The organism is Streptomyces sp. NPDC091416 (assembly GCF_044756845.1).
Classification (GTDB): domain Bacteria; phylum Actinomycetota; class Actinomycetes; order Streptomycetales; family Streptomycetaceae; genus Streptomyces.
Map to the genome: position 1 here is coordinate 367,671 of NZ_JBIVTU010000006.1, position 18,575 is coordinate 386,245.

Sequence of the window (18,575 nt, forward strand, 5' to 3'; positions counted from 1 at the left end):
CTTCCGGGGCAGACGGTACGTGTCCGGTGTGCCCCGCCGGCGAGACGAGGGAGTGCGCCATGGTGTCCGCGGCCGACCGTGCGAAGGACCCTGCCCGGACCAGCGTGTGGCTGAACCACCGGCCGCCCTCGCGCGCCCGGAAGGCCGATCAGCCCGCCGGGCTCGACCGCGACCGGATCACGGCGGCGACGGTCCGGCTGCTGGACGCCGAGGGTCTCGCGAAGTTCTCCATGCGCCGCCTCGCCGCCGAGCTGAACGTCACGGCGATGTCCCTCTACTGGTACGTGGAGACCAAGGACGACCTGCTGGAGCTGGCCCTCGACTCCGTCTACAGCGAGATCGACCCGCCGCAGGAGGACGCGTCCTGGGAGACCCGGCTGCGCGCGCTGGCGACGTCCTACCGCACCTTGCTGGTCCGGCACGTCTGGGTCTCCCCGCTCGTCGGGAAGTTCCTCAACACGGGGCCGCACGCGATGCTCATGTCGTACGCCATCCAGGACGTGATCCGCGACACCGGCCTCCCCATGGGGCGGCAGACCGGCGCGCTCTCCGCCGTCTTCCAGTTCGTGTACGGATTCGGGACCGTCGAGGGTCAGTTCGCCCAGCGCAGTGCCGAGGCGGGACTCACCCAGGACGAGTACTTCCAGCAGGCGATGGCGGCCATCCAGGCCCAGCCGCAGCTGGGCCCGATCGTGGAGAACTCGCAGGACCTCATCGCGGCGCGGGGCGCCGACACCGTGCACGAGATGCACGAGCGGGACTTCGCGTTCGCGCTCGACCTGCTGATCGCGGGCATCGTCGCGATGCGCGAGCGGGAGCTGTCCCCGGACGCCGGGGAAGTGGCCCCGGGCGCCCGGGAGGACCGGCCCCGTCAGTAACCGCGGTTCGTGTCCACGGCGAGCGCGGGGATCCGTCCCGCCGTCAGTTCCCGCAGACAGGCCGCGAAGTCCGTGACGATGTCGTCGTCCGCCGTGATGCCCGCGGAGTGCGAGGTGATCACCGTACGGGGCAGCCGCCAGCAGGCGTCGCCGGGTGCGGCCGGCTCGTCGGGCAGCACGTCCAGGACCGCGCGCCCCACCGAACCCGTGTGCAGCGCCGTCTCCAGCGCCGCCAGGTCCACGGTCGCGCCCCGGCCCACGTTGAGGAACGTGGCCCCGCCCATCGCCGCGAACCGGGCCGTCCCGAAGTACCCGGCCGTCGCGTCCGTCAGCGGCAGCGCGGCCACCACCCAGCGGGCGGCCACCGGTTCGTCCGCCACGGCCACCGCGTCGAAGCCCGGCGGAACGGCGCGCGGGGTGCGGACCACGCCCACGGTCCGGATGCCGCACGACCGCAGCAGCCCGGCGACGGCCGAGCCGATCCGTCCGGTGCCGTGCACCAGGGCCGTCTGCCCGGACGCGAGTTCCGAGGGGATGCGGCGCCACTCGGCCCGGGCGTGCTGCGCGGTGAACTCCGGTACCGACTGGCACTCGGCCAGCACCCAGGCCAGCACGTACTGCGCGATCCGCTCGCCCATCCGGCCCACCGTCCGGGTGAGCAGCGCGCCGGCGGGCCACGGCCCGGCGCCGAGCAGGGCGTCCGTGCCCGCGTTCACGCTGTGGAACCACACCAGGCCGTCCCCGCGCAGCGCGTCGGGCAGCGCGGCCCCCACGTACACATAGGGGCCGCCGGAGGCCGGGGCGCCGCGCTCGACGGCGCGTCCGGTGGCCCGCTCCAGGGCCTCTGCCACCGCGGAGCCCACCTCGGGCCCGGCCAGCAGCCGGGCCCGGGCGAGGAGTCCGGGCGGCGGGAGCGTCATCGCGGTCAGCTGCCCGGCGCCAGGTGCGCCGGGAAGCCGCCGGTGGCGACGGGGCTCCACCGCTCGGGGGTGATCCTGATGATCGACTTGCCCTGCTTCACCATCGCCGCCCGGTACTCGTCCCAGTCGGGGTGCTCCCCCGAGATGTTCCGGAAGTACTCGACGAGCGGCTCGACCGAGTCCGGTGAGTCGATCACCTCGGCCGAGCCGTCGATCTGTACCCAGGGCCCGTTCCACTCGTCCGACAGGACGATCACGCTCACCCGCTCGTCCCGCTTCGCGTTGCGGGTCTTGGCGCGCTCCGGGTACGTCGAGACGACGATCCGGCCCGCGTCGTCGACGCCGCAGGTCAGCGGGGAGCCCTGGGGGCGGCCGTCGGACCGGGTGGTCAGCAGGATCGCCCGGTGCCGGGGCCGTACGAACTCCAGCAGATCGTCGAGTTCCACGGCGGTGTTGGTCGCGATGTTCGATGCCATGGGACCGACCCTACGACCGCCCGGGGTCAGACGGCGGGCAGGGAATCGCCCTGCACCGCCTGGATGTCGAGTTCGATCCGCAGCGTCGTCCCGATCGCCGAGATGCCCGCCTGGAGGACCTGGTTGTAGTTCATGGCGAAGTCCTCGCGGCGCAGCTCGGCCGTGGCGCTGAACGCCGCGCGGACGCCGCCCCACGGGTCGGGGCCGGTGCCGAGGTAGCTCAGGTCCAGGTCGACCGGCCGGTCCACGCCGTGCAGCGACAGGTTGCCGTGCACCGTCCAGCGGTCGGGGCCGGCCGGAGTCAGCCCGGTGGAGCGGTAGGTGATCTCCGGGAAGCGCTCGGTGTCCAGGAAGTCGGGCGAGCGCAGGTGCTTGTCCCGCATGCCGTTGCCGGTGTCGATGCTGGTCGCGTCGATGACGGCGTCCACGCGCGACTGCTGGACGTCCTCGGCGATCTCGATCCGGCCGCCGAAGTCGGTGAACCGGCCGTGCACGCTGGAGATCCCCAGGTGCTGCGCGACCGCGCCCACCGAGGAGTGCGCCGGATCCAGCGACCAGGCGCCCGGCGGCGGCAGCTCCACACCGCCCTGGCGGGCCAGTACCACCGTGCCGGCCTCGACCCGGCCGCTGGCCGTGACGAGTGCGGTGGAGGCGGCGGGGGCGTACCCGACCGCCGTCACGATGACGGTGTACGCGCCGGCGGACAGCGGTGTGTCGGTCCACACCGCACCGTCCTCGTCGGCGGCGGCCCGCAGCACCTGCGTCCCGGTCATGTCGGTGACCGTCACGATCGCGTGCTGGACGGCCCAGCCGTCCCGCGTGCGTACCTGTGCGCGAAGTCCCATCCCGTTTTCTCTCCTTGCTCAATGGCCCGTCCGCTTTGACCGGACAGGTCACTCAATGAGTCGGGCCCCGGGGCGGGGACGGCAGGCCGTCCCCTGCCTGCCGTCCCCACCGCCGGGGCCCATTTCCGCCGGCTTGGACAGCCTCTCCGCTCGAAGTGCCGTCCCGCCAGGGGTCTTACGTGTCCGGGGTGTACCCGGACCGGTTACTCGCCCGGGTGAGCGAGCTCGATGTCGTGGCCGTCGACCCCGTGACCGGCCACGGTCAGGGCGCCGGCCACCGGCGGGTAGCCGGTCGCGATGACCGAGTACTCGCCCGCGTCCAGGTCGGCGAAGGCGTACGCCCCGTCCTCCCCGGTCGTCGAGGTGGCGATCACGTTGCCGGCCGCGTCGACCAGCGTCACGCGGGCGTCGGGCAGCGGCCGCCGGCCGGAACCGGCCCGCACCACGCCCTGGACCAGCGCACCGGACCGCAGCGCGGCGTCGATCCGGGTGACGCCCTGGCCGCCGATCTCCACCGGCAGTGCCAGCGGACGGAATCCGGCCGCGTTGACCGCGACGGTCACCGCACCGGGGACCAGCTCACCGAAGGCGAACTCGCCCGCGTCGCCGGACTTGCCGGTGGCCAGCACGTCACCGCGCACATCGGTCACGATGACCATGGCGCCCTCGACCGGCGTGCCGCCCTCGGCGGCCCGTACGGTCCCGGCCAGGCCGCTCGTACCGGCGAGCAGGATGTCGTACGTGAGCGGCTCGTCGCCGACGACCACGGTCGACGCCTGCGGCTGGAAACCGTCGGCCGAAGCGATCAGCACGTACGAACCTGCGCCCGGGGCGTCCAGACCGTAGGAGCCGTCGGCCTGCGCGGCCGAGATGCCCAGCTGCCGGCCGCCCAGCGAGATCAGCGTGACGGCGGCCCGGTCGACGGGCGCGCCCTCGGCACCGCGCACCACACCGCGTACCGCGGTGCCCTGCACGGTCGCCACCGGAGCGGCGGCCACCGGAGCGGCCTCCAGGGTGTCGACCGCGGTGACGCCGGCGGCTGCCTCGGAGGCCAGGGCCGCCGTACCCACACCGGACGGGTTCTGGGCGAGCTCCACGGCCTGGGCCGGAACCGGGGCGTCATTGGCGGCGTTCGTCTTGAGCGCGACCTCCTTGATGAAGATCGTGACCAGGAAGGCGACCAGCGCGGCCGGAGCGGCGTACAGGAACACGTCACCGACGCCGTGCCCGTACGCGGTCTCCATGACCGTGCGGAACGGGGCAGGCAGCTTGTCCAGGTCGGGGATGCCCCCGCCGCCGGTACCGCCGTGGCCCAGCGCGGCCCCCTGGGGACCGAGGTCCGCGAGGCCTTCCTTGACGTAGTGGGTGACGCGGTTCGCCATGACGGCGCCCAGGGCCGAGACCCCGATCGCACCGCCGAGCGAACGGAAGAACGTGACGACGGAGCTGGCGGAGCCGAGGTCCGAGGGGTCGACCTGGTTCTGCGTGGCGAGGACCAGGTTCTGCATCATCATGCCGATGCCGAGACCCATCACGAACATGAAGACGGCGATGTGCCAGTACGTCGTGTCGTAGCGGATGGTGCCGAGCAGTCCGAGACCGGCCGTGACCAGGAAGCCACCGCTGACCAGCCAGGCCTTCCAGCGGCCCGTCTTGGTGATGATCTGGCCCGAGATGGTCGAGGAGAGGAACAGACCGCCGATCATCGGGATCGTCATCACACCGGACATCGTCGGCGACTTGCCGCGCGCCAGCTGGAAGTACTGACTGAAGAAGACGGTGCCGGCGAACATTGCGATACCGACGAACAGCGAGGCGAGCGACGCGAGGGTGATGGTCCGGTTGCGGAAGAGCCGCAGCGGGATGATCGGCTCGCTGGCCCGGGACTCGGTGAAGACGAAGAGCAGCGTGAGCACGACCGAACCGGCCAGCATGGCGCCGGTCTGCCAGGACATCCAGTCGTACTTGTCGCCCGCGAAGGTCACCCAGAGGAGCAGCAGCGAGACGGCGGCGCTGATGAAGAAGGCGCCGGTCCAGTCGACCTTGACCTCACGCTTGACGACCGGGAGCTTCAGGGTCTTCTGGAGCACGATCAGGGCGATGACCGCGAACGGCACGCCGACGTAGAAGCACCAGCGCCAGCCCATCCAGCTGGTGTCGGTGATGACACCGCCGAGCAGCGGGCCGCCGACGGTGGCGACGGCGAAGACCGCGCCGATGTAGCCGCTGTAGCGGCCGCGCTCGCGCGGGGCGATCATCGCGGCCATCACGATCTGGGCGAGGGCGGAGAGACCGCCGACGCCGATGCCCTGCACCACACGGCAGGCGATCAGCATGCCGCTGCTGGTCGAGAGACCGGCGACGACCGAGCCCGCGACGTAGATGACGAGCGCTATCTGGACCAGCAGCTTCTTGCTGAACAGGTCGGAGAGCTTGCCCCACAGGGGGGTGGTCGCCGTCATGGCCAGCAGCGAGGCCGTGACGACCCAGGTGTAGGCGCTCTGGCCGCCGCCCAGGTCGGAGATGATCTCCGGCAGGGCGTTGGAGACGACGGTGGACGACAGGATCGCGACGAACATCCCGAGCATCAGCCCGGCGAGTGCTTCCATGATCTGCCGGTGTGTCATCGGCGTGCCGTCGGAGGAGTCGTGCCCTCCGTGCTTGGCGTGGCCGCCCCGCACACCGGTTGGTGTGGTCGTAGCCATTTAATTCCTTCTCTTTGCTTCTGTTACACGGGTGTACGGGTGTACGAGCCGTCGTGGCTGTCAGTGGGCCGGGAGCGGCAGTCGCCGCTGTGCTTTCCGGGGGCGCACCCGCCGGAGCTGCGACAGGAGAAGCTGTCGCGCAGCCGGGCCAGCAACGTGTTGAGCTGTCCGACCTCGTCGTCGGACCAATCCTGGAGGTTGTGGGCGAACATCTCGGTCGTCCGGCAGTTCAGCTCCGTGAGCACGTCCTCGCCCGCGGGGGTCAGCCGCAGAATGCGGGAGCGCTTGTCCGCCGGGTCCGGGGAGCGTTCGATCCAGCCGCGTTCTGCCACATGGGCGACGTGCCGGCTGGTCACCGACATGTCGACGTCGAGGAGCTCGGCCAGTCTGCTGATCCGCATCTCGCCGTGCCGGCTCAGCAGTGCCAGTACGGCCGCCGAGCCTGCGGGGCATTCGGCGGGGAGGATGCGGGCCAGGCCCCGTTTGACGGCGCCGACTGCGCTGAGCTGCCGGGCCAGTTCTTCGTACTGACTCCGTGCGGCCACGGGACCCCCAGACATTCGCGTCATCTTGTTGCTTAGGGCAACCATAGAAGCCGTTGGTTGCTGCAGGCAAACGAAAAGGGGCTTGCAGAAGTAAAGGGAAACAAAAGGCTCTGTAGGGCGTGGGTCAAACGCCCAGCGTATGCGCCACATAAGTGACGGATGTGTCATGCGCCACTCCAGAGGCGACGGGCGGACGCGCTCCGGGAGCAGCCTGCTCCGGCCTCGCGGCTTCGCGCCTTCGCGTCCTCAGGGGCGCGGGGTCGCAGGGGTGCCGGCCTCATGGCCTCATGGCTTCGCGCCTTCATGGCTTCGCGTCTTCGCGCGTTTACGGCTTTTCGTGCGGTCGCAGGGTCGCCGGTCGCGCACTTATACGGGAGTGCGCGCGTGGCGTGGGAGTGGTGATTCCCAACTGGGTTTCTGGGTGCGGAGGTTGGGTGTCATCCCTCGCTGCGGGCCCAGTGCCGCGCGCGCCGGTCCGGACGGCTCGGCCGCGCGGCCTTCACCGGTTCCCCGGTTATGGGCCCTGCCCCTTCACTGCCCGGGGGTTGGGCGGTTCCGCCGAGTTCGCTAGGGTCCTGCGACATGGCACACAATCCCCACGCTCCGCAGGGTCCCGAGGGCAACAGCGACCCGGCAGGCAACACCCAGATGTTCCGCGCCTTCGTCGACGAGGGTGAGCCGCAGCGCCGGCAGCAGCCCGCCGCCGTGTCCTCCGGGCCGAGGACCGGACTGATCGCCGGCATCGTCGCGGTGATCGTCGTGCTCGGCGCGGTCGCCTGGCTCGCGCTCGGCTGACCGGCCCTCCGGTCATCGCGTAGTCCCCCGTCACTTCCAGACGGCGGTCACGCCCCGGGTCTCGACATGCATGCCCAGGGGCACCCGCCAGGCGTCCACACAGACGGTGTACGTCATCTTCCGCGCCGCTCCCGCGCCGATGGGCACGGGCAGCGGCGCTGTCGATTCCCGGGTCGCCCAGTCGATCCCCAGCCCGCCGATGATGTGCGTGGAGAAGGTGACGGTCCCCGAACGCGCGGGCGAGCCACCGGTGTTGCGGAACTCCACGGTGACCTTCTCGCACCACCGCTCGTCCGCCGCCGCGCGCGCAGGCGTACCGGCCTCGATGACGGCGGGCCCCGCCGGGGCCGTGGAGCCCGGTGCGGACGGGGAGGCGGGGCCGGAGCCGGGCTCGGGGTCCGGGTCCGAGTCGGAGGAGCCCGCGGAACCCGTGGACCCGCCGGCCGGGCCGGATCCGGCCCTGTTCGACGGTGATCCGCTCGTGGCCGTGCCGCCCGTACCGCCCGAGGCGTCTGCCGGGCTCCCGGACGCGCCGGGGCCGGCCGTGCCACCGGCGGCTCCCGTACCGCCCGTACCGCCGTCCGCCGCGTCCGAGGATCCGGGAGAGGGCGTGTGCGGGGCGCCCGAGGAGTCCCCGGCGCCGCCTCCGCCCGGTCTCCCGGACCCGTCCAGCGGGACCAGCGTGACCTTGCCCGAGGGCGCGACCGCCCCCGAGGGAGCCTTCGCCGGGCCCGTCGCCGCCGCGCCCACCGCCGTGTAGCCGTCGCCGCCCGCCCGGTCTCCGCAGCCTGCCAGGGCGCCGCCCAGACACAGCACGGCCGCCGAGGCGGTGATCGCTGTGCCCCGGCGGCCGGACCGGCCGAATGTCTGACGTCGCATCGCGACAGTGTCCCTGACGGACCGTCAAATCGGAACCCTCGGAGTCCGGGTTCCCGGTCAGTCGGCGATGAGCCCCTCCCGGAGCTGGGCCAGCGTGCGGGTCAGCAGCCGCGAGACGTGCATCTGGGAGATGCCGACCTCCTCGCCGATCTGCGACTGGGTCATGTTGGCGAAGAACCGCAGCATGATGATCTGGCGCTCACGCGGCGGGAGTTTGGCCAGCAGCGGCTTGAGCGACTCGCGGTACTCGACGCCCTCCAGCGCCGCGTCCTCGTACCCCAGCCGGTCCGCCAGCGAACCCTCGCCGCCGTCGTCCTCGGGCGAGGGCGAGTCCAGCGAAGAGGCGGTGTAGGCGTTGCCGACGGCCAGGCCGTCGACGACGTCCTCCTCGGAGACGCCGAGCGCCTTGGCCAGCTCGGGAACGGTCGGCGAGCGGTCGAGCTTCTGGGCGAGCTCGTCGCTGGTCTTGGTGAGGGCGAGCCGCAGCTCCTGGAGCCGGCGCGGCACCCGCACCGACCAGGAGGTGTCGCGGAAGAAGCGCTTGATCTCGCCGACGACGGTGGGCATCGCGAACGTGGGGAACTCCACGCCGCGTTCGCAGTCGAACCGGTCGATCGCCTTGATCAGGCCGATCGTGCCGACCTGGACGATGTCCTCCATGGGTTCGTTGCGGCTGCGGAACCGGGCCGCGGCGTAACGCACCAGCGGCAGGTTGAGCTCGATGAGTGTGTCCCGCACATAGGCGCGCTCCGGACTGTCCGTTCCGTCGGGGCCCGGTGCGGGACCCAGCGCGGCGAGCCGCAGGAACAGGGAGCGGGACAGCGTGCGGGTGTCGATGGCTTCCGACGAGCTGGTGAGCACAACGGGTGCGGGTGCGCTCTTGGTGAGCGTGAGCACCTTCGAGCTGCCCTGTTCTGCGGACATGCCACCCCCTTGAGGTCGCGGACGGTCGCGGTGGCCGCGACCATCGGAGGAACGCAGCCTCCACCTGAATACCGGAGGGGACGCTGCGGCAAACGCGGTTCCCGCAGAATGTCACATGTCGGCAACACGCTGTAGTGACTTGTCGACAAGTTCCGGGGGAGTCTGCCCAGTTAACAAGGGGTCTACGGCTTTTGGCCCGCGGGGAACGCCTCAGGACCGGTCTACCCGATCCGGTTACGCCTCGATCCTGTTTGCGGATCGAAGTCGGGCGAAACTTCGGGCGAGGAGTCTTGACACATGCATCTGCGAGACTCCGAGTTCAGCACTGATCTGCGACTGCGTCAGGTTGCTGTAGTAGCGCAGCAGCAGGATCCGCTGTTCACGTTCGGGCAGTTGTACGAGCAGATGGCGGACCAGGTCGCGGTGCTCGACGCCGGCCAGGGCCGGATCCTCGTAGCCGAGCCGGTCCAGCAGGCCCGGCAGCCCGTCACCCTCCTGTGCGGCCTCGAGGGAGGTCGCGTGGTACGAGCGGCCCGCCTCGATGCAGGCCAGTACCTCGTCCTCGGAGATCTTCAGCCGTGCGGCGATCTCCGCGGTGGTGGGGGACCGGCCGTGAGCGGTCGTCAGGTCCTCGGTGGCGCCGGTGACCTGGACCCAGAGTTCGTGCAGCCGGCGCGGCACGTGGACGGTCCGCACGTTGTCCCGGAAGTACCGCTTGATCTCGCCGACGACGGTGGGCATCGCGAAGGTGGGGAACTGGACCCCGCGTTCGGGGTCGAACCGGTCGATGGCGTTGATCAGGCCGATCGTGCCGACCTGGACGACGTCCTCCATCGGCTCGTTGCGGCTGCGGAACCGCGCGGCGGCGTACCGGACGAGGGGCAGGTTCGCCTCGATCAGCGCCGCCCGCACCCGTCCGTGCTCCGCGGTGCCCGCCTCCAGCCCCTGGAGGCGGCCGAAGAGCACCTGGGTGAGCGCCCTGGTGTCGGCGCCCCGGGTCCTGGCGGGCGCGACGGTGTCGTCGGGCGTCTCGGTCTGCACGGCCTCGGTCTGGACCGGCTGGGCCGTCCCGGCCGCCTGTGGTGCCGGGGAGGCCGGGGGCGGCTGCGACGCCGGTGCCGTCCGGGCGGCCGAGACGGCCTGGACGGTCTGGGGAGGCACTTGAGGCGCTGTACTGGCCGGCACGATGACGCCACCCCTTTGCGGTCAACTTCGGTCAACTCGTCCTTCAAAAGCGGTCATAGCATCACAAGACATGTCCACTATGTGCAAGCACCCCATAGCGCCGTGTTGACCTCGAATCGGTTTAAACACAAAGAAAAGCCCCTCACCGTCACGGTGAGGGGCTCGCAGGGCCGAAGCCGTCAGAACGGGTAGTCGGCGATCACCCAGGTGGCGAATTCCCGCCACTGCCCGGCCGCCGCCTGGTGGGCCGGATGCTCGATGTAGGCCTTCAGCGCGGCCTCGTCGGCGACCGCGGAGTTGATGGCGAAGTCGTAGGCGATCGGCCGGTCGGTGATGTTCCAGGCGCACTCCCAGAACTCCAGCCCGGGCACCTTGTCCGCCAGCTCCCGGAAGGCCTCGGCGCCCGCCACCACCCGCGGCTCGTCCCGCTCGACGCCGTCGTTCAGCTTGAACAGGACCAGATGGCGGATCATCGCGGGTACTCCTACTTCACCAGCTCGGACATGAAGTCGCCGACGCCCTGAGCGGCGTCCGAAACGCCCTCGAACCCTACCTGGACGAGGTCCGCGGCCCGGGCGGGGGACGTGATGATCGTGTAGAGCACGAAGACGACTATCAAGTAGAGAGCGATCTTCTTTGCTTGCACCATCAGCCCCTGACTCCCCTTCGATCCCCTGCGCGGTCGGGCGAGTCTATCCGTACACATGGCCGTATCGGCTTGCTGATTCCGATCACTCATGCGGTCTTTAGGGACCAAGGACCCGGAGATCGGGGCCCTTTGCCCGCTCGCACGGCTTCTGCGGAGGGGCAGGATGGAGAACGAGCCCAGCGGATCCGGCAGGAATCCGAGGGGCGAGGAACAGGACCTCTCTGTGGGGTTCTCGCCGCGGCCTCCCCCGATCGCGGCGAGAGCTGGCAGGTCCTGTTCTCATCGGGGGGAGCGGCTTGTCCCCCCGATGCCGCTTCCCCCGACCCGGTCCAGGGCCTGACGACAGGCCCCAGCAGTGGCCCCGGGTCCGACCGCCGTCGGACCCGGGGCCACAGTCGTACCGGCAGCCGCGCCACGGGCGGGCCTGTCGCGCCGCACCGCGGCCCGGCGGCCCGTACCGCAGCCGCACCACGGCCCGACGGCACCGGACGGGCGGAAAACTCGAAGGGCCCGACGCTGTGCGTCGGGCCCTTCACAAGAGCGGTAGCGGAGGGATTTGAACCCTCGGTGAGTTTCCCCACACTCGCTTTCGAGGCGAGCTCCTTCGGCCGCTCGGACACGCTACCGAGAGAGAGCTTAGACCATCTCGGCCGTCCGTCGAAATCCGATTCCCGGCCAGCCTGCGTGCGCGCGGGCAACGCGGGTCAGCGGTCGCGGAAGAAGGCCGTCAGGAGGGCCGCACAGTCCGCCTCCAGGACTCCGTGGATCACCTCGGGGCGGTGGTTGAGCCGGCGGTCCCGTACGACGTCCCAGAGCGAACCGGCCGCTCCGGCCTTCTCGTCCCGGGCGCCGTAGACGACCCGGCCCACGCGGGACTGCACCAGGGCGCCCGCGCACATGGTGCAGGGCTCCAGGGTGACGACGAGGGTGCATCCGGACAGCCGCCACTCACCGAGGGCGGCGGCGGCCCGGCGCAGCGCGAGGACCTCGGCGTGCGCGGTCGGGTCGCCGGTCGCCTCGCGTTCGTTGTGGCCCGTGGCGAGCAGGCCGCCGTCCGGGGCGAGGACGACGGCGCCGACCGGCACATCGCCGGCCGCCGCCGCCAGTCCGGCCTCGTCCAGGGCGCGGCGCATGGGTGCCCGCCACGGGTCCCTCACGGGATCGCGCGGATCGTGCAGGGGTTGCCGGGCCGGGGAGGGGTCGTGCGGGTGCGGTGCTTCGGTCACCCGCGGACCCTAACGGACGGTCTCCAGGACCTCGGCCGCTCCCAGCGCGTCCGCGATCTCGGCCAGGGCCTCCGTCCGCAGCATCAGCAGCTCCGCCTCGGGCAGCCCGAGGTCGGACAGCACCCCGGTGTCGCCGAGCGGACCCGCCGGTACGGCGTCGGGGTCCGGCCCGTCGTCGTCGGTGGAATTGTCGGGGGTTTCGGGCTCGCCGTCCTCCGTACCGTCGAGGCCGACGAGTTCTTCCAGGGCGGCAATCGAGTCCTCGGCCCCGGGTTCGCGGCCGAGCAGTTCATCCGTGAGCAGGATCTCCCCGTACGAGGAACGGGCGGCGGCGGAGGCGTTGGAGACGTAGATACGCGGATCGTCCTCACCGTCCACCCGGACGACGCCGAACCAGGCGTCCTCCTGCTCGATGAAGACGAGCACCGTGTCCTCGTCCACCGAGGCCTCACGGGCCAGATCCGTCAGGTCGGACAGGGTCTCCACATCGTCGAGATCCGTGTCGCTCGCTTCCCACCCGTCTTCGGTGCGCGCGAGCAGTGCGGCGAAGTACACCGTGACTCTCCCACTGGTCTTGGAGGCTCTCGTTCGGATCAGGCCGGATCAGGGAGCGGGGTCCGATCCCAACGAATGCCCTGGGTGTGTCGGTCCGGCGGGAGACAGCCGGTGCTCCGGCTGCCCTGCGTCCCGCCCATCGGAATCGTGGCAGAAACCAGGGCTTCGCGAGAGCAGTTCCGTCGTTGCGTCGGCCATCATTTCTCTCCGGCGCCGCCACCCGGGGGTCCCGCGGAGGCTGACCGGCTACCAGCGGAACGTCCGCATCCGCATGGCCTGGCGCATTCGGGCGGCCTTGACCCGCCGCGGCTGGACCCGGTCGCGGAGCGCCTTGGCCTCGTGAAGCTCGCGGAGGAACTGGGCGCGGCGCCTGCGGCGCTGAGCGTCCGTCTCCGGCGCGTCCTGCGGGTCCGGGCCGTCCCGCTTGTGCTCCGCCCCGTCCGGCATCGGGTCATCACCCCCAGCTGGGTCCGTATGCCCCCACCTTCCCCCCGAACGTGCGGTTGATGCCAGCGCACGGGTACGGGAGGCGCGGCTACTGTGGGTGGCATGCGGATCCACGTCGTCGACCACCCGCTGGTCGCGCACAAACTCACCACCCTGCGCGACAAGCGCACCGACTCCCCGACCTTCCGGCGCCTCGCCGACGAGCTGGTCACCCTGCTCGCGTACGAGGCCACCCGCGATGTGCGTACCGAACAGGTCGACATCGAGACCCCGGTGACACCCACCACCGGAGTGAAGCTGTCGCACCCGCGGCCCCTGGTCGTACCGATCCTGCGGGCCGGCCTCGGCATGCTCGACGGCATGGTCCGGCTGCTGCCGACCGCCGAGGTGGGCTTCCTGGGCATGATCCGCGACGAGGAGACGCTCCAGGCGTCCACGTACGCGACCCGCATGCCGGAGGACCTCTCGGGCCGCCAGGTGTACGTCCTGGACCCGATGCTCGCCACCGGCGGCACCCTGGTCGCGGCCATCCAGGAGCTGATCAAGCGCGGCGCGGACGATGTCACCGCGGTCGTGCTGCTCGCGGCGCCCGAGGGCGTCGAGGTGATGGAGCGCGAGCTGGCGGGGACGCCGGTCACCGTGGTCACCGCCTCGGTCGACGAGCGGCTCAACGAGCACGGCTACATCGTGCCGGGCCTCGGCGACGCCGGGGACCGGATGTACGGCACCGCCGGCTAGCCGACACGAACTGACGGACTCGGGGACCGGCACCTGGGACGGCGGCGGGGGCGCTCACGGGCGCCCCCGCCGCCGCGTTCCGCCCGGCCGCGCGTTCCTCAGCAGGAGGAGGACGGCGCCGGGGCCGGCTTCGTCAGTGCGGTCAGTGCGGTGGCCGCCGCCTGCGGTGTGCTGAACGCCTTGAACTTCGTACCGATGATCAGATCGATGTCCATGCCCTTGCGGGCATCGGTCTTCGTCGCCGCGCCCGGCAGCTGGGTGCCGAGCACCGGGAACGTGCCGTTGACCGCGGTCGGGGCGCCCAGCAGCAGGGCGGTGCCGGCGACCTTCTTGTCGTACGCGGCGGTGGCGTTGCCCACCTTGCCGATGGTGAAGCCGCGCTTCTTCAGCTCGTCGGCCGCCGCCTTGGCCAGTCCGCCACGCGGGGTCGCGTTGTAGACGTTGACCGTGATCTTCGCGGGCTTCGGCAGGACCCTGGCGGGCGCGGACGGCGCGGCGGCCGGGCAGTCCGTCTTCCGGCCGACGGCGCTGGCCTCTTTGTCGCCGCCCGTGAAGACATCGATGAGCTGCAGCGTGCCCCATCCGGCGAGCCCGAGGGCGACCACGGAGGCGGTGGCCGCGAGGACCAGTCTGCTGCGGCGGCGGGGGCGCCGCATGCGGGGGTACTTGTCACCCGTGATGCGGTACTTTCCGCCCATGCCTGGGGGAGTGAGCATGCTCATGGGCGCAGCGTAGTGCGGCCCGGTGATGATGACTATTTGATGATCGACGGATCGCACCCGTCCGAGTGCGAAAGCACCCGAACGAACCCCGTCGGCGCCGAACGCGACCGGTGGGGCGGCTCAGCCGAGTTCGAGCACGCGGGCGTGCAGAACCTGGCGCTGCTGGAGCGCGGCGCGGACCGCGCGGTGCAGTCCGTCCTCCAGGTAGAGGTCGCCCTGCCACTTCACGACGTGGGCGAACAGGTCGCCGTAGAACGTGGAGTCCTCGGCGAGAAGCGTTTCGAGGTCCAGCTGGCCCTTGGTGGTCACGAGCTGGTCGAGGCGGACCGGGCGCGGCGCGACATCCGCCCACTGCCGGGTGCTTTCCCGGCCGTGGTCGGGATAGGGCTGCCCATTTCCGATGCGCTTGAAGATCACACGGAAAGCCTACCGGTCAAGACCCTCCGGGCGCAGCAATGGGGCGGGACTGCGGCGCGGGCCAGGGCGGCATATAAGCGCCCATTCCCGGATTGAGGCAGCGGTGAACGCGGGCCCCGGCGCGGCCCCCGGGCCGGGGCCGGGGGTGCCCGGGGAGCTCACCTGCCCTTGGCCGCCGCCTTCGCCGCCTTCGCGGCTTGTTTGGCCTCCTGCTTGAACGCGCGGACCTCGGCGAGCGACTCGGGCCCGGTGATGTCGGCGACCGAACGGTGCGAGTCCGCCTCCCCGTACGACCCCGCCGCCTCCCGCCAGCCCGGCGGCCGCACGCCGAACTGCTTGCCCAGCAGCGCAAGGAAGATCTGTGCCTTCTGGGTGCCGAACCCCGGCAGGGCGTTGAGCCGTTTACGGAGATCCGCGCCCGTGGTGGCCCCGGTCCACACCGCGCTCGCCTCGCCGTCGTACTGCGCCACCAGGTACTGGCACAGCTGCTGCACCCGCTTGGCCATCGAGCCCGGATAGCGGTGCAGAGCGGGTTTGTCGGTGAAGAGCGCGGCGAAGGCCTCCGGGTCGTACGTGGCGATCTCATGGGCGTCCAGGTCGTCCCCGCCCATCCGCTGAGCCAGTGCGTACGGACCGGAGAACGCCCACTCCATCGGCACCTGCTGGTCCAGCAGCATGCCGACGAGGGCGGCGAGCGGACTGCGGGCGAGCAACTCGTCAGCCTCCGGCTGCTGAGCGATCCGGAGGGTGATGTCTCGGCCCTGGTTGCTGTTGGTCATGGGCCCGATGATTGCGAGCCGGGGGTGCGACGGCCAGTGAAACCACCGCCGGTCCGGCTGTTTGCAGCCGTTTGCCGCTGTTCTCGGCTCCTTCCCGGCCTCTTCGCGGTTCCTTCGCGGCCTCTCCACGACTGTTCCGCGGCCGCTCTCCTGTCCCTCTCCCGTCCCTCTCGGGGTGCCGCGCAGCCCGGGAGCGCGGCGGTCCGGACCCGCTTCAGCCGTCGAGCCGGTCCGCGCGCCCGTACAGATAGCGGGCCTCCGGGATGCTCAGGGTTCCGGAGGCTGCCGCACGGTAGGCGGCTCGGGCGCCCTCCGTGTCTCCCGCCCGTTCCAGCAGGTGGGCGCGGACGGCGTCCAGCCGGTGGTGGCCCGCCAGCCGGTCCGCGAGGGCGTCGGCCTCCGCCAGGCCGGCCCGGGGCCCGTGGACCATGGCGACGGCGACGGCCCGGCTCAGCCCGGCCATCGGCTCGGGAGCGATCCGTACGAGGACGTCGTACAGCGCCAGGATCTGCGGCCAGTCGGTGTCCTCGGCGCGCGACGCCTCGTCGTGCAGTGCCGCGATGGCCGCCTGCACCTGATAGGGCCCGGCGGGCCCCTCGCCCAGCGCCTCCTCGACCAGGGCGATGCCCTCGGCGACGGCCGCCCGGTCCCAGCGGGTGCGGTCCTGCTCGTCGAGCGGGATCAGCTCGCCGAGCGGTCCGGTGCGGGCGGCGCTGCGGGCGTCGGTCAGCAGCATCAGCGCCAGGAGCCCGGTCACCGCCCCGTCCCGGGGCAGCAGCCGGCGTACCGAACGCGTCAGCCGGATCGCCTCCCGGGCCAGGCCGGCGCGGTGCAGGGAATGCCCCGAGGTCGCCGTGTAGCCCTCGTTGAAGATCAGGTACAGCACCTGGAGCACGGCCGCGAGCCGCTGGTCCCGGTCGGCGGGCCCGGGCTGGACGAAGGCGGCGCCCCGGACCTTCCGCTTGGCCCGGCTGATCCGCTGGGCCATCGTCGCCTCCGGCACCAGATGCGCGCGGGCGATCTCGGCGGTCGTCAGCCCGCCGACGGCCCGCAGGGTCAGGGCGATCTGCGCGGCCGGGGCCAGGTCCGGATGGCAGCACAGAAAGAGCAGGGTGAGGGTGTCGTCCTCGGACGGAGCCCGGCTGCCGCCCGGCACGGGTTCGTCGGGCGCCGGTGCGGTGAAGGCGTCCCGCGGCGTGAGCGCGGCCGCCGCCTCCTCGCGAGCCCGCCGGGCATCGTCGCTGCGGAGCCGGTCCACGAGCCGCCGGGAGGCCACCTTGATCAGCCAGCCGCGCGGATTGTCCGGCACTCCCTGCTCGGGCCACTGCCGGGCGGCGGCGATCAGGGCCTCCTGCACCGCGTCCTCGGCCGGATCGAAGTGCCCGTACCGGCGCACCAGCGCGCCGAGGACCTGCGGGGCGTGTCGCCGCAGCAGGTCCTCGACCTCGGTCGTCCGTCTCACACATCGCCTCCGCCGCTGTCGATGGGCCGGATGACCACCGGACGGACGGGCGCACCGGCCGGGGCCGGACACTGCGTGATGCGCGCGGCGATCTCGGTCACGCGGTCCAGACTCCCGCATTCGAGGACCCAGTACCCGGCGAGCAGTTCCTTCGTCTCCCCGTAGGGACCGTCGGTGATCACCGGCCGGCCGTCCTCGCCCGCGGTGACGCACCGGGTCTTCGCCGGCTCGACCAGTCCCTGGGCGTCGACGAGCTCACCGCTCTCGGCGAGATCGTTGGTGACCGCGCCCATGAACGTGAACATGGCCTGGATGTCCTTCTCGCCCCACGCCGGATTGCCGTCGGACGCGTTTCCCCGCATCGCCTCGTAATCGGCCTGCGAGCCCTGCACCATCACCAGATACTTCATGATTCCGCTCCCTCGGTCCGTTCCCTCGCCGCCCCTCGTGGGCGACTCTCACAGGGGACGTCGGAGCGGGGTGGCGGTTCTCGACACCGCGCCGCGGAGTTTTCCGGGAAACCGCGAGAATTCCCGGAACGGCCCAGGGGATGAGGCGCATGGTGGGCGGGGGCCGTGGCTGTCCGGGAGATCGCCGCCGACGACCCGTACGTACCCGTGGGCCCCGCTCGTCCAGGGCGTTGCGTCAGCCGAGCGACATCCACGCGATGTCCGAGTCGAAGGAGCCGCAGTGAGCGCGCGCATATTGGTCGCCGAGGATGACGCGAAGCAGGCACGGCTGATCCGGATCTATCTGGAACAGGCGGGGTACGAGGTGCAGATCGTCTCGGACGGCCGTTCGGCGATCGACCGGGCCAGGTCGTCGCGGCCGGACCTTCTCGTGCTCGACGTGATGATGCCGAACGTCGACGGTCTCGACGTCTGCCGCATCCTGCGCGCCGAGTCGCAGGTCCCGATTCTGCTGCTCACCGCGCGCAGTACCGAGGAGGACCTGCTGCTCGGGCTGGACCTCGGCGCCGACGACTACCTGACCAAGCCCTACAGCCCGCGAGAGCTGTCGGCCCGCGTCCGGGCACTGCTCCGGAGGTCGAAGGCGGCGGCCCCGGCCGCGCCCGCCGTGCTGACCGTGGGGGAGCTGGAGGTGGACACGACGCGCTTCGAGGTGCGCGCCGCCGGGCGGCCGGTGGCGCTGACCGGCAAGGAGTTCGCGATCCTGACGGTGCTGATGGGCGAGCCGGAGCGGGTGTTCACGAGGGCGCAGATCATCGACCGGGTCTTCGGCTTCGACCGGAACGTCCTTCCGCGCACGGTCGACGCCCATGTCATGAATCTGCGGCGGAAGCTGGAGAGGGGCGGCAAGGGTACGCACTACGTGGAGACCGTCTACGGACGCGGCTACCGTCTGGAGCAGGGCGACCAGGGCGACCAGGGCGACCAGGGCGACCAGGCCACGCAGGTCACGCAGACC

21 protein-coding genes, 1 tRNA gene and 1 pseudogene are annotated in these 18,575 nt (G+C 71.4%); 4 read left to right on the plus strand and 19 right to left on the minus strand.

What is annotated here, in order from left to right:
- Window positions 1-59: 59 nt before the first annotated feature.
- Complete coding sequence (locus ACIQMX_RS20485) at window positions 60-878, plus strand: TetR/AcrR family transcriptional regulator (protein ID WP_363066743.1); 819 nt, start codon at window positions 60-62, stop codon at window positions 876-878.
- Here the strand turns inward: ACIQMX_RS20485 and ACIQMX_RS20490 are convergent.
- The 5 genes from ACIQMX_RS20490 to ACIQMX_RS20510 all read right to left on the minus strand — a co-directional run bounded on the left by ACIQMX_RS20490 (window position 872) and on the right by ACIQMX_RS20510 (window position 6,369).
- On the minus strand, window positions 872-1,798 hold the full coding sequence (locus tag ACIQMX_RS20490; protein WP_363066742.1) for an NAD(P)-dependent oxidoreductase: 927 nt from the start codon (window positions 1,796-1,798) through the stop codon (window positions 872-874). The genes ACIQMX_RS20485 and ACIQMX_RS20490 overlap by 7 nt on opposite strands.
- Window positions 1,799-1,803: 5 nt before the next feature.
- Window positions 1,804-2,274 (minus strand): PPOX class F420-dependent oxidoreductase, encoded by a 471-nt coding sequence (locus ACIQMX_RS20495; RefSeq protein WP_363066741.1) that lies wholly within the window; start codon window positions 2,272-2,274, stop codon window positions 1,804-1,806.
- Between the two features lie 26 nt (window positions 2,275-2,300).
- The gene (locus tag ACIQMX_RS20500; protein ID WP_402479952.1) at window positions 2,301-3,119 is read right to left on the minus strand and encodes a YceI family protein; all 819 of its coding nucleotides are present in this window, start codon (window positions 3,117-3,119) and stop codon (window positions 2,301-2,303) included.
- A 203-nt stretch (window positions 3,120-3,322) separates the two neighbouring features.
- Window positions 3,323-5,824, minus strand: coding sequence for a DHA2 family efflux MFS transporter permease subunit (locus tag ACIQMX_RS20505; RefSeq protein WP_402479954.1), 2,502 nt, complete (start codon window positions 5,822-5,824; stop codon window positions 3,323-3,325).
- A 23-nt stretch (window positions 5,825-5,847) separates the two neighbouring features.
- Complete coding sequence (locus tag ACIQMX_RS20510; protein ID WP_363066957.1) at window positions 5,848-6,369, minus strand: MarR family winged helix-turn-helix transcriptional regulator; 522 nt, start codon at window positions 6,367-6,369, stop codon at window positions 5,848-5,850.
- Between the two features lie 582 nt (window positions 6,370-6,951).
- Between ACIQMX_RS20510 and ACIQMX_RS20515 the strand changes: the two genes are divergently transcribed.
- Window positions 6,952-7,164, plus strand: coding sequence for a hypothetical protein (locus ACIQMX_RS20515; RefSeq protein ID WP_363066738.1), 213 nt, complete (start codon window positions 6,952-6,954; stop codon window positions 7,162-7,164).
- 30 nt (window positions 7,165-7,194) lie between these two features.
- Here the strand turns inward: ACIQMX_RS20515 and ACIQMX_RS20520 are convergent, their stop codons facing one another.
- The 9 genes from ACIQMX_RS20520 to ACIQMX_RS20560 all read right to left on the minus strand — a co-directional run bounded on the left by ACIQMX_RS20520 (window position 7,195) and on the right by ACIQMX_RS20560 (window position 13,029).
- Window positions 7,195-8,043, minus strand: coding sequence for a hypothetical protein (locus ACIQMX_RS20520; RefSeq protein WP_402479956.1), 849 nt, complete (start codon window positions 8,041-8,043; stop codon window positions 7,195-7,197).
- Window positions 8,044-8,100: 57 nt separating this feature from the next.
- Window positions 8,101-8,967, minus strand: coding sequence for an RNA polymerase sigma factor SigF (locus ACIQMX_RS20525; protein WP_148019555.1), 867 nt, complete (start codon window positions 8,965-8,967; stop codon window positions 8,101-8,103).
- A 234-nt stretch (window positions 8,968-9,201) separates the two neighbouring features.
- The gene (locus ACIQMX_RS20530) at window positions 9,202-10,152 is read right to left on the minus strand and encodes an RNA polymerase sigma factor SigF (protein WP_402479960.1); all 951 of its coding nucleotides are present in this window, start codon (window positions 10,150-10,152) and stop codon (window positions 9,202-9,204) included.
- A gap of 179 nt (window positions 10,153-10,331) precedes the next feature.
- Window positions 10,332-10,625: a Dabb family protein gene (locus ACIQMX_RS20535; RefSeq protein ID WP_402479963.1), complete on the minus strand. Its 294-nt coding sequence runs from the start codon at window positions 10,623-10,625 to the stop codon at window positions 10,332-10,334.
- 11 nt (window positions 10,626-10,636) lie between these two features.
- Window positions 10,637-10,801, minus strand: a complete 165-nt coding sequence (locus tag ACIQMX_RS20540; protein WP_187285206.1) for a hypothetical protein — start codon at window positions 10,799-10,801, stop codon at window positions 10,637-10,639.
- Between the two features lie 541 nt (window positions 10,802-11,342).
- Window positions 11,343-11,427, minus strand: a tRNA-Ser gene (locus ACIQMX_RS20545).
- 78 nt (window positions 11,428-11,505) lie between these two features.
- Complete coding sequence (tadA, locus tag ACIQMX_RS20550; RefSeq protein ID WP_402479966.1) at window positions 11,506-12,027, minus strand: tRNA adenosine(34) deaminase TadA; 522 nt, start codon at window positions 12,025-12,027, stop codon at window positions 11,506-11,508.
- 9 nt (window positions 12,028-12,036) lie between these two features.
- Window positions 12,037-12,582 carry a hypothetical protein gene (locus ACIQMX_RS20555; protein WP_363066736.1) on the minus strand — a complete coding sequence of 182 codons (546 nt, stop codon included), beginning with the start codon at window positions 12,580-12,582 and terminating at the stop codon, window positions 12,037-12,039.
- 246 nt (window positions 12,583-12,828) lie between these two features.
- On the minus strand, window positions 12,829-13,029 hold the full coding sequence (locus ACIQMX_RS20560) for a hypothetical protein (RefSeq protein ID WP_363066735.1): 201 nt from the start codon (window positions 13,027-13,029) through the stop codon (window positions 12,829-12,831).
- 102 nt (window positions 13,030-13,131) lie between these two features.
- On the opposite strand from ACIQMX_RS20560, the gene upp reads away from it, so the two are divergent.
- Window positions 13,132-13,767 (plus strand): uracil phosphoribosyltransferase, encoded by a 636-nt coding sequence (gene upp / locus ACIQMX_RS20565; RefSeq protein ID WP_148019550.1) that lies wholly within the window; start codon window positions 13,132-13,134, stop codon window positions 13,765-13,767.
- 98 nt (window positions 13,768-13,865) lie between these two features.
- Here upp and ACIQMX_RS20570 read toward each other — a convergent pair whose 3' ends face one another.
- From ACIQMX_RS20570 to ACIQMX_RS20590, 5 genes are all read right to left on the minus strand, one after another.
- Complete coding sequence (locus tag ACIQMX_RS20570; protein ID WP_363066955.1) at window positions 13,866-14,465, minus strand: LytR C-terminal domain-containing protein; 600 nt, start codon at window positions 14,463-14,465, stop codon at window positions 13,866-13,868.
- 144 nt (window positions 14,466-14,609) lie between these two features.
- Window positions 14,610-14,906 (minus strand): type II toxin-antitoxin system VapB family antitoxin, encoded by a 297-nt coding sequence (locus ACIQMX_RS20575; RefSeq protein WP_073736427.1) that lies wholly within the window; start codon window positions 14,904-14,906, stop codon window positions 14,610-14,612.
- Between the two features lie 158 nt (window positions 14,907-15,064).
- Window positions 15,065-15,685: an HhH-GPD-type base excision DNA repair protein gene (locus ACIQMX_RS20580; RefSeq protein WP_363066734.1), complete on the minus strand. Its 621-nt coding sequence runs from the start codon at window positions 15,683-15,685 to the stop codon at window positions 15,065-15,067.
- A gap of 214 nt (window positions 15,686-15,899) precedes the next feature.
- Window positions 15,900-17,147, minus strand: a complete 1,248-nt coding sequence (locus ACIQMX_RS20585) for an RNA polymerase sigma factor (protein ID WP_402479971.1) — start codon at window positions 17,145-17,147, stop codon at window positions 15,900-15,902.
- A complete protein-coding gene (locus ACIQMX_RS20590) occupies window positions 17,144-17,557 on the minus strand; it encodes a YciI family protein (RefSeq protein ID WP_363066732.1) in 414 nt (137 codons plus the stop codon). The genes ACIQMX_RS20585 and ACIQMX_RS20590 overlap by 4 nt, the downstream gene beginning before the upstream one ends.
- A 280-nt stretch (window positions 17,558-17,837) precedes the next feature.
- Between ACIQMX_RS20590 and ACIQMX_RS20595 the strand changes: the two are divergent.
- Window positions 17,838-18,548: pseudogene (locus tag ACIQMX_RS20595) on the plus strand (response regulator transcription factor); the annotation flags it as partial.
- Window positions 18,549-18,575 lie beyond the last annotated feature (27 nt).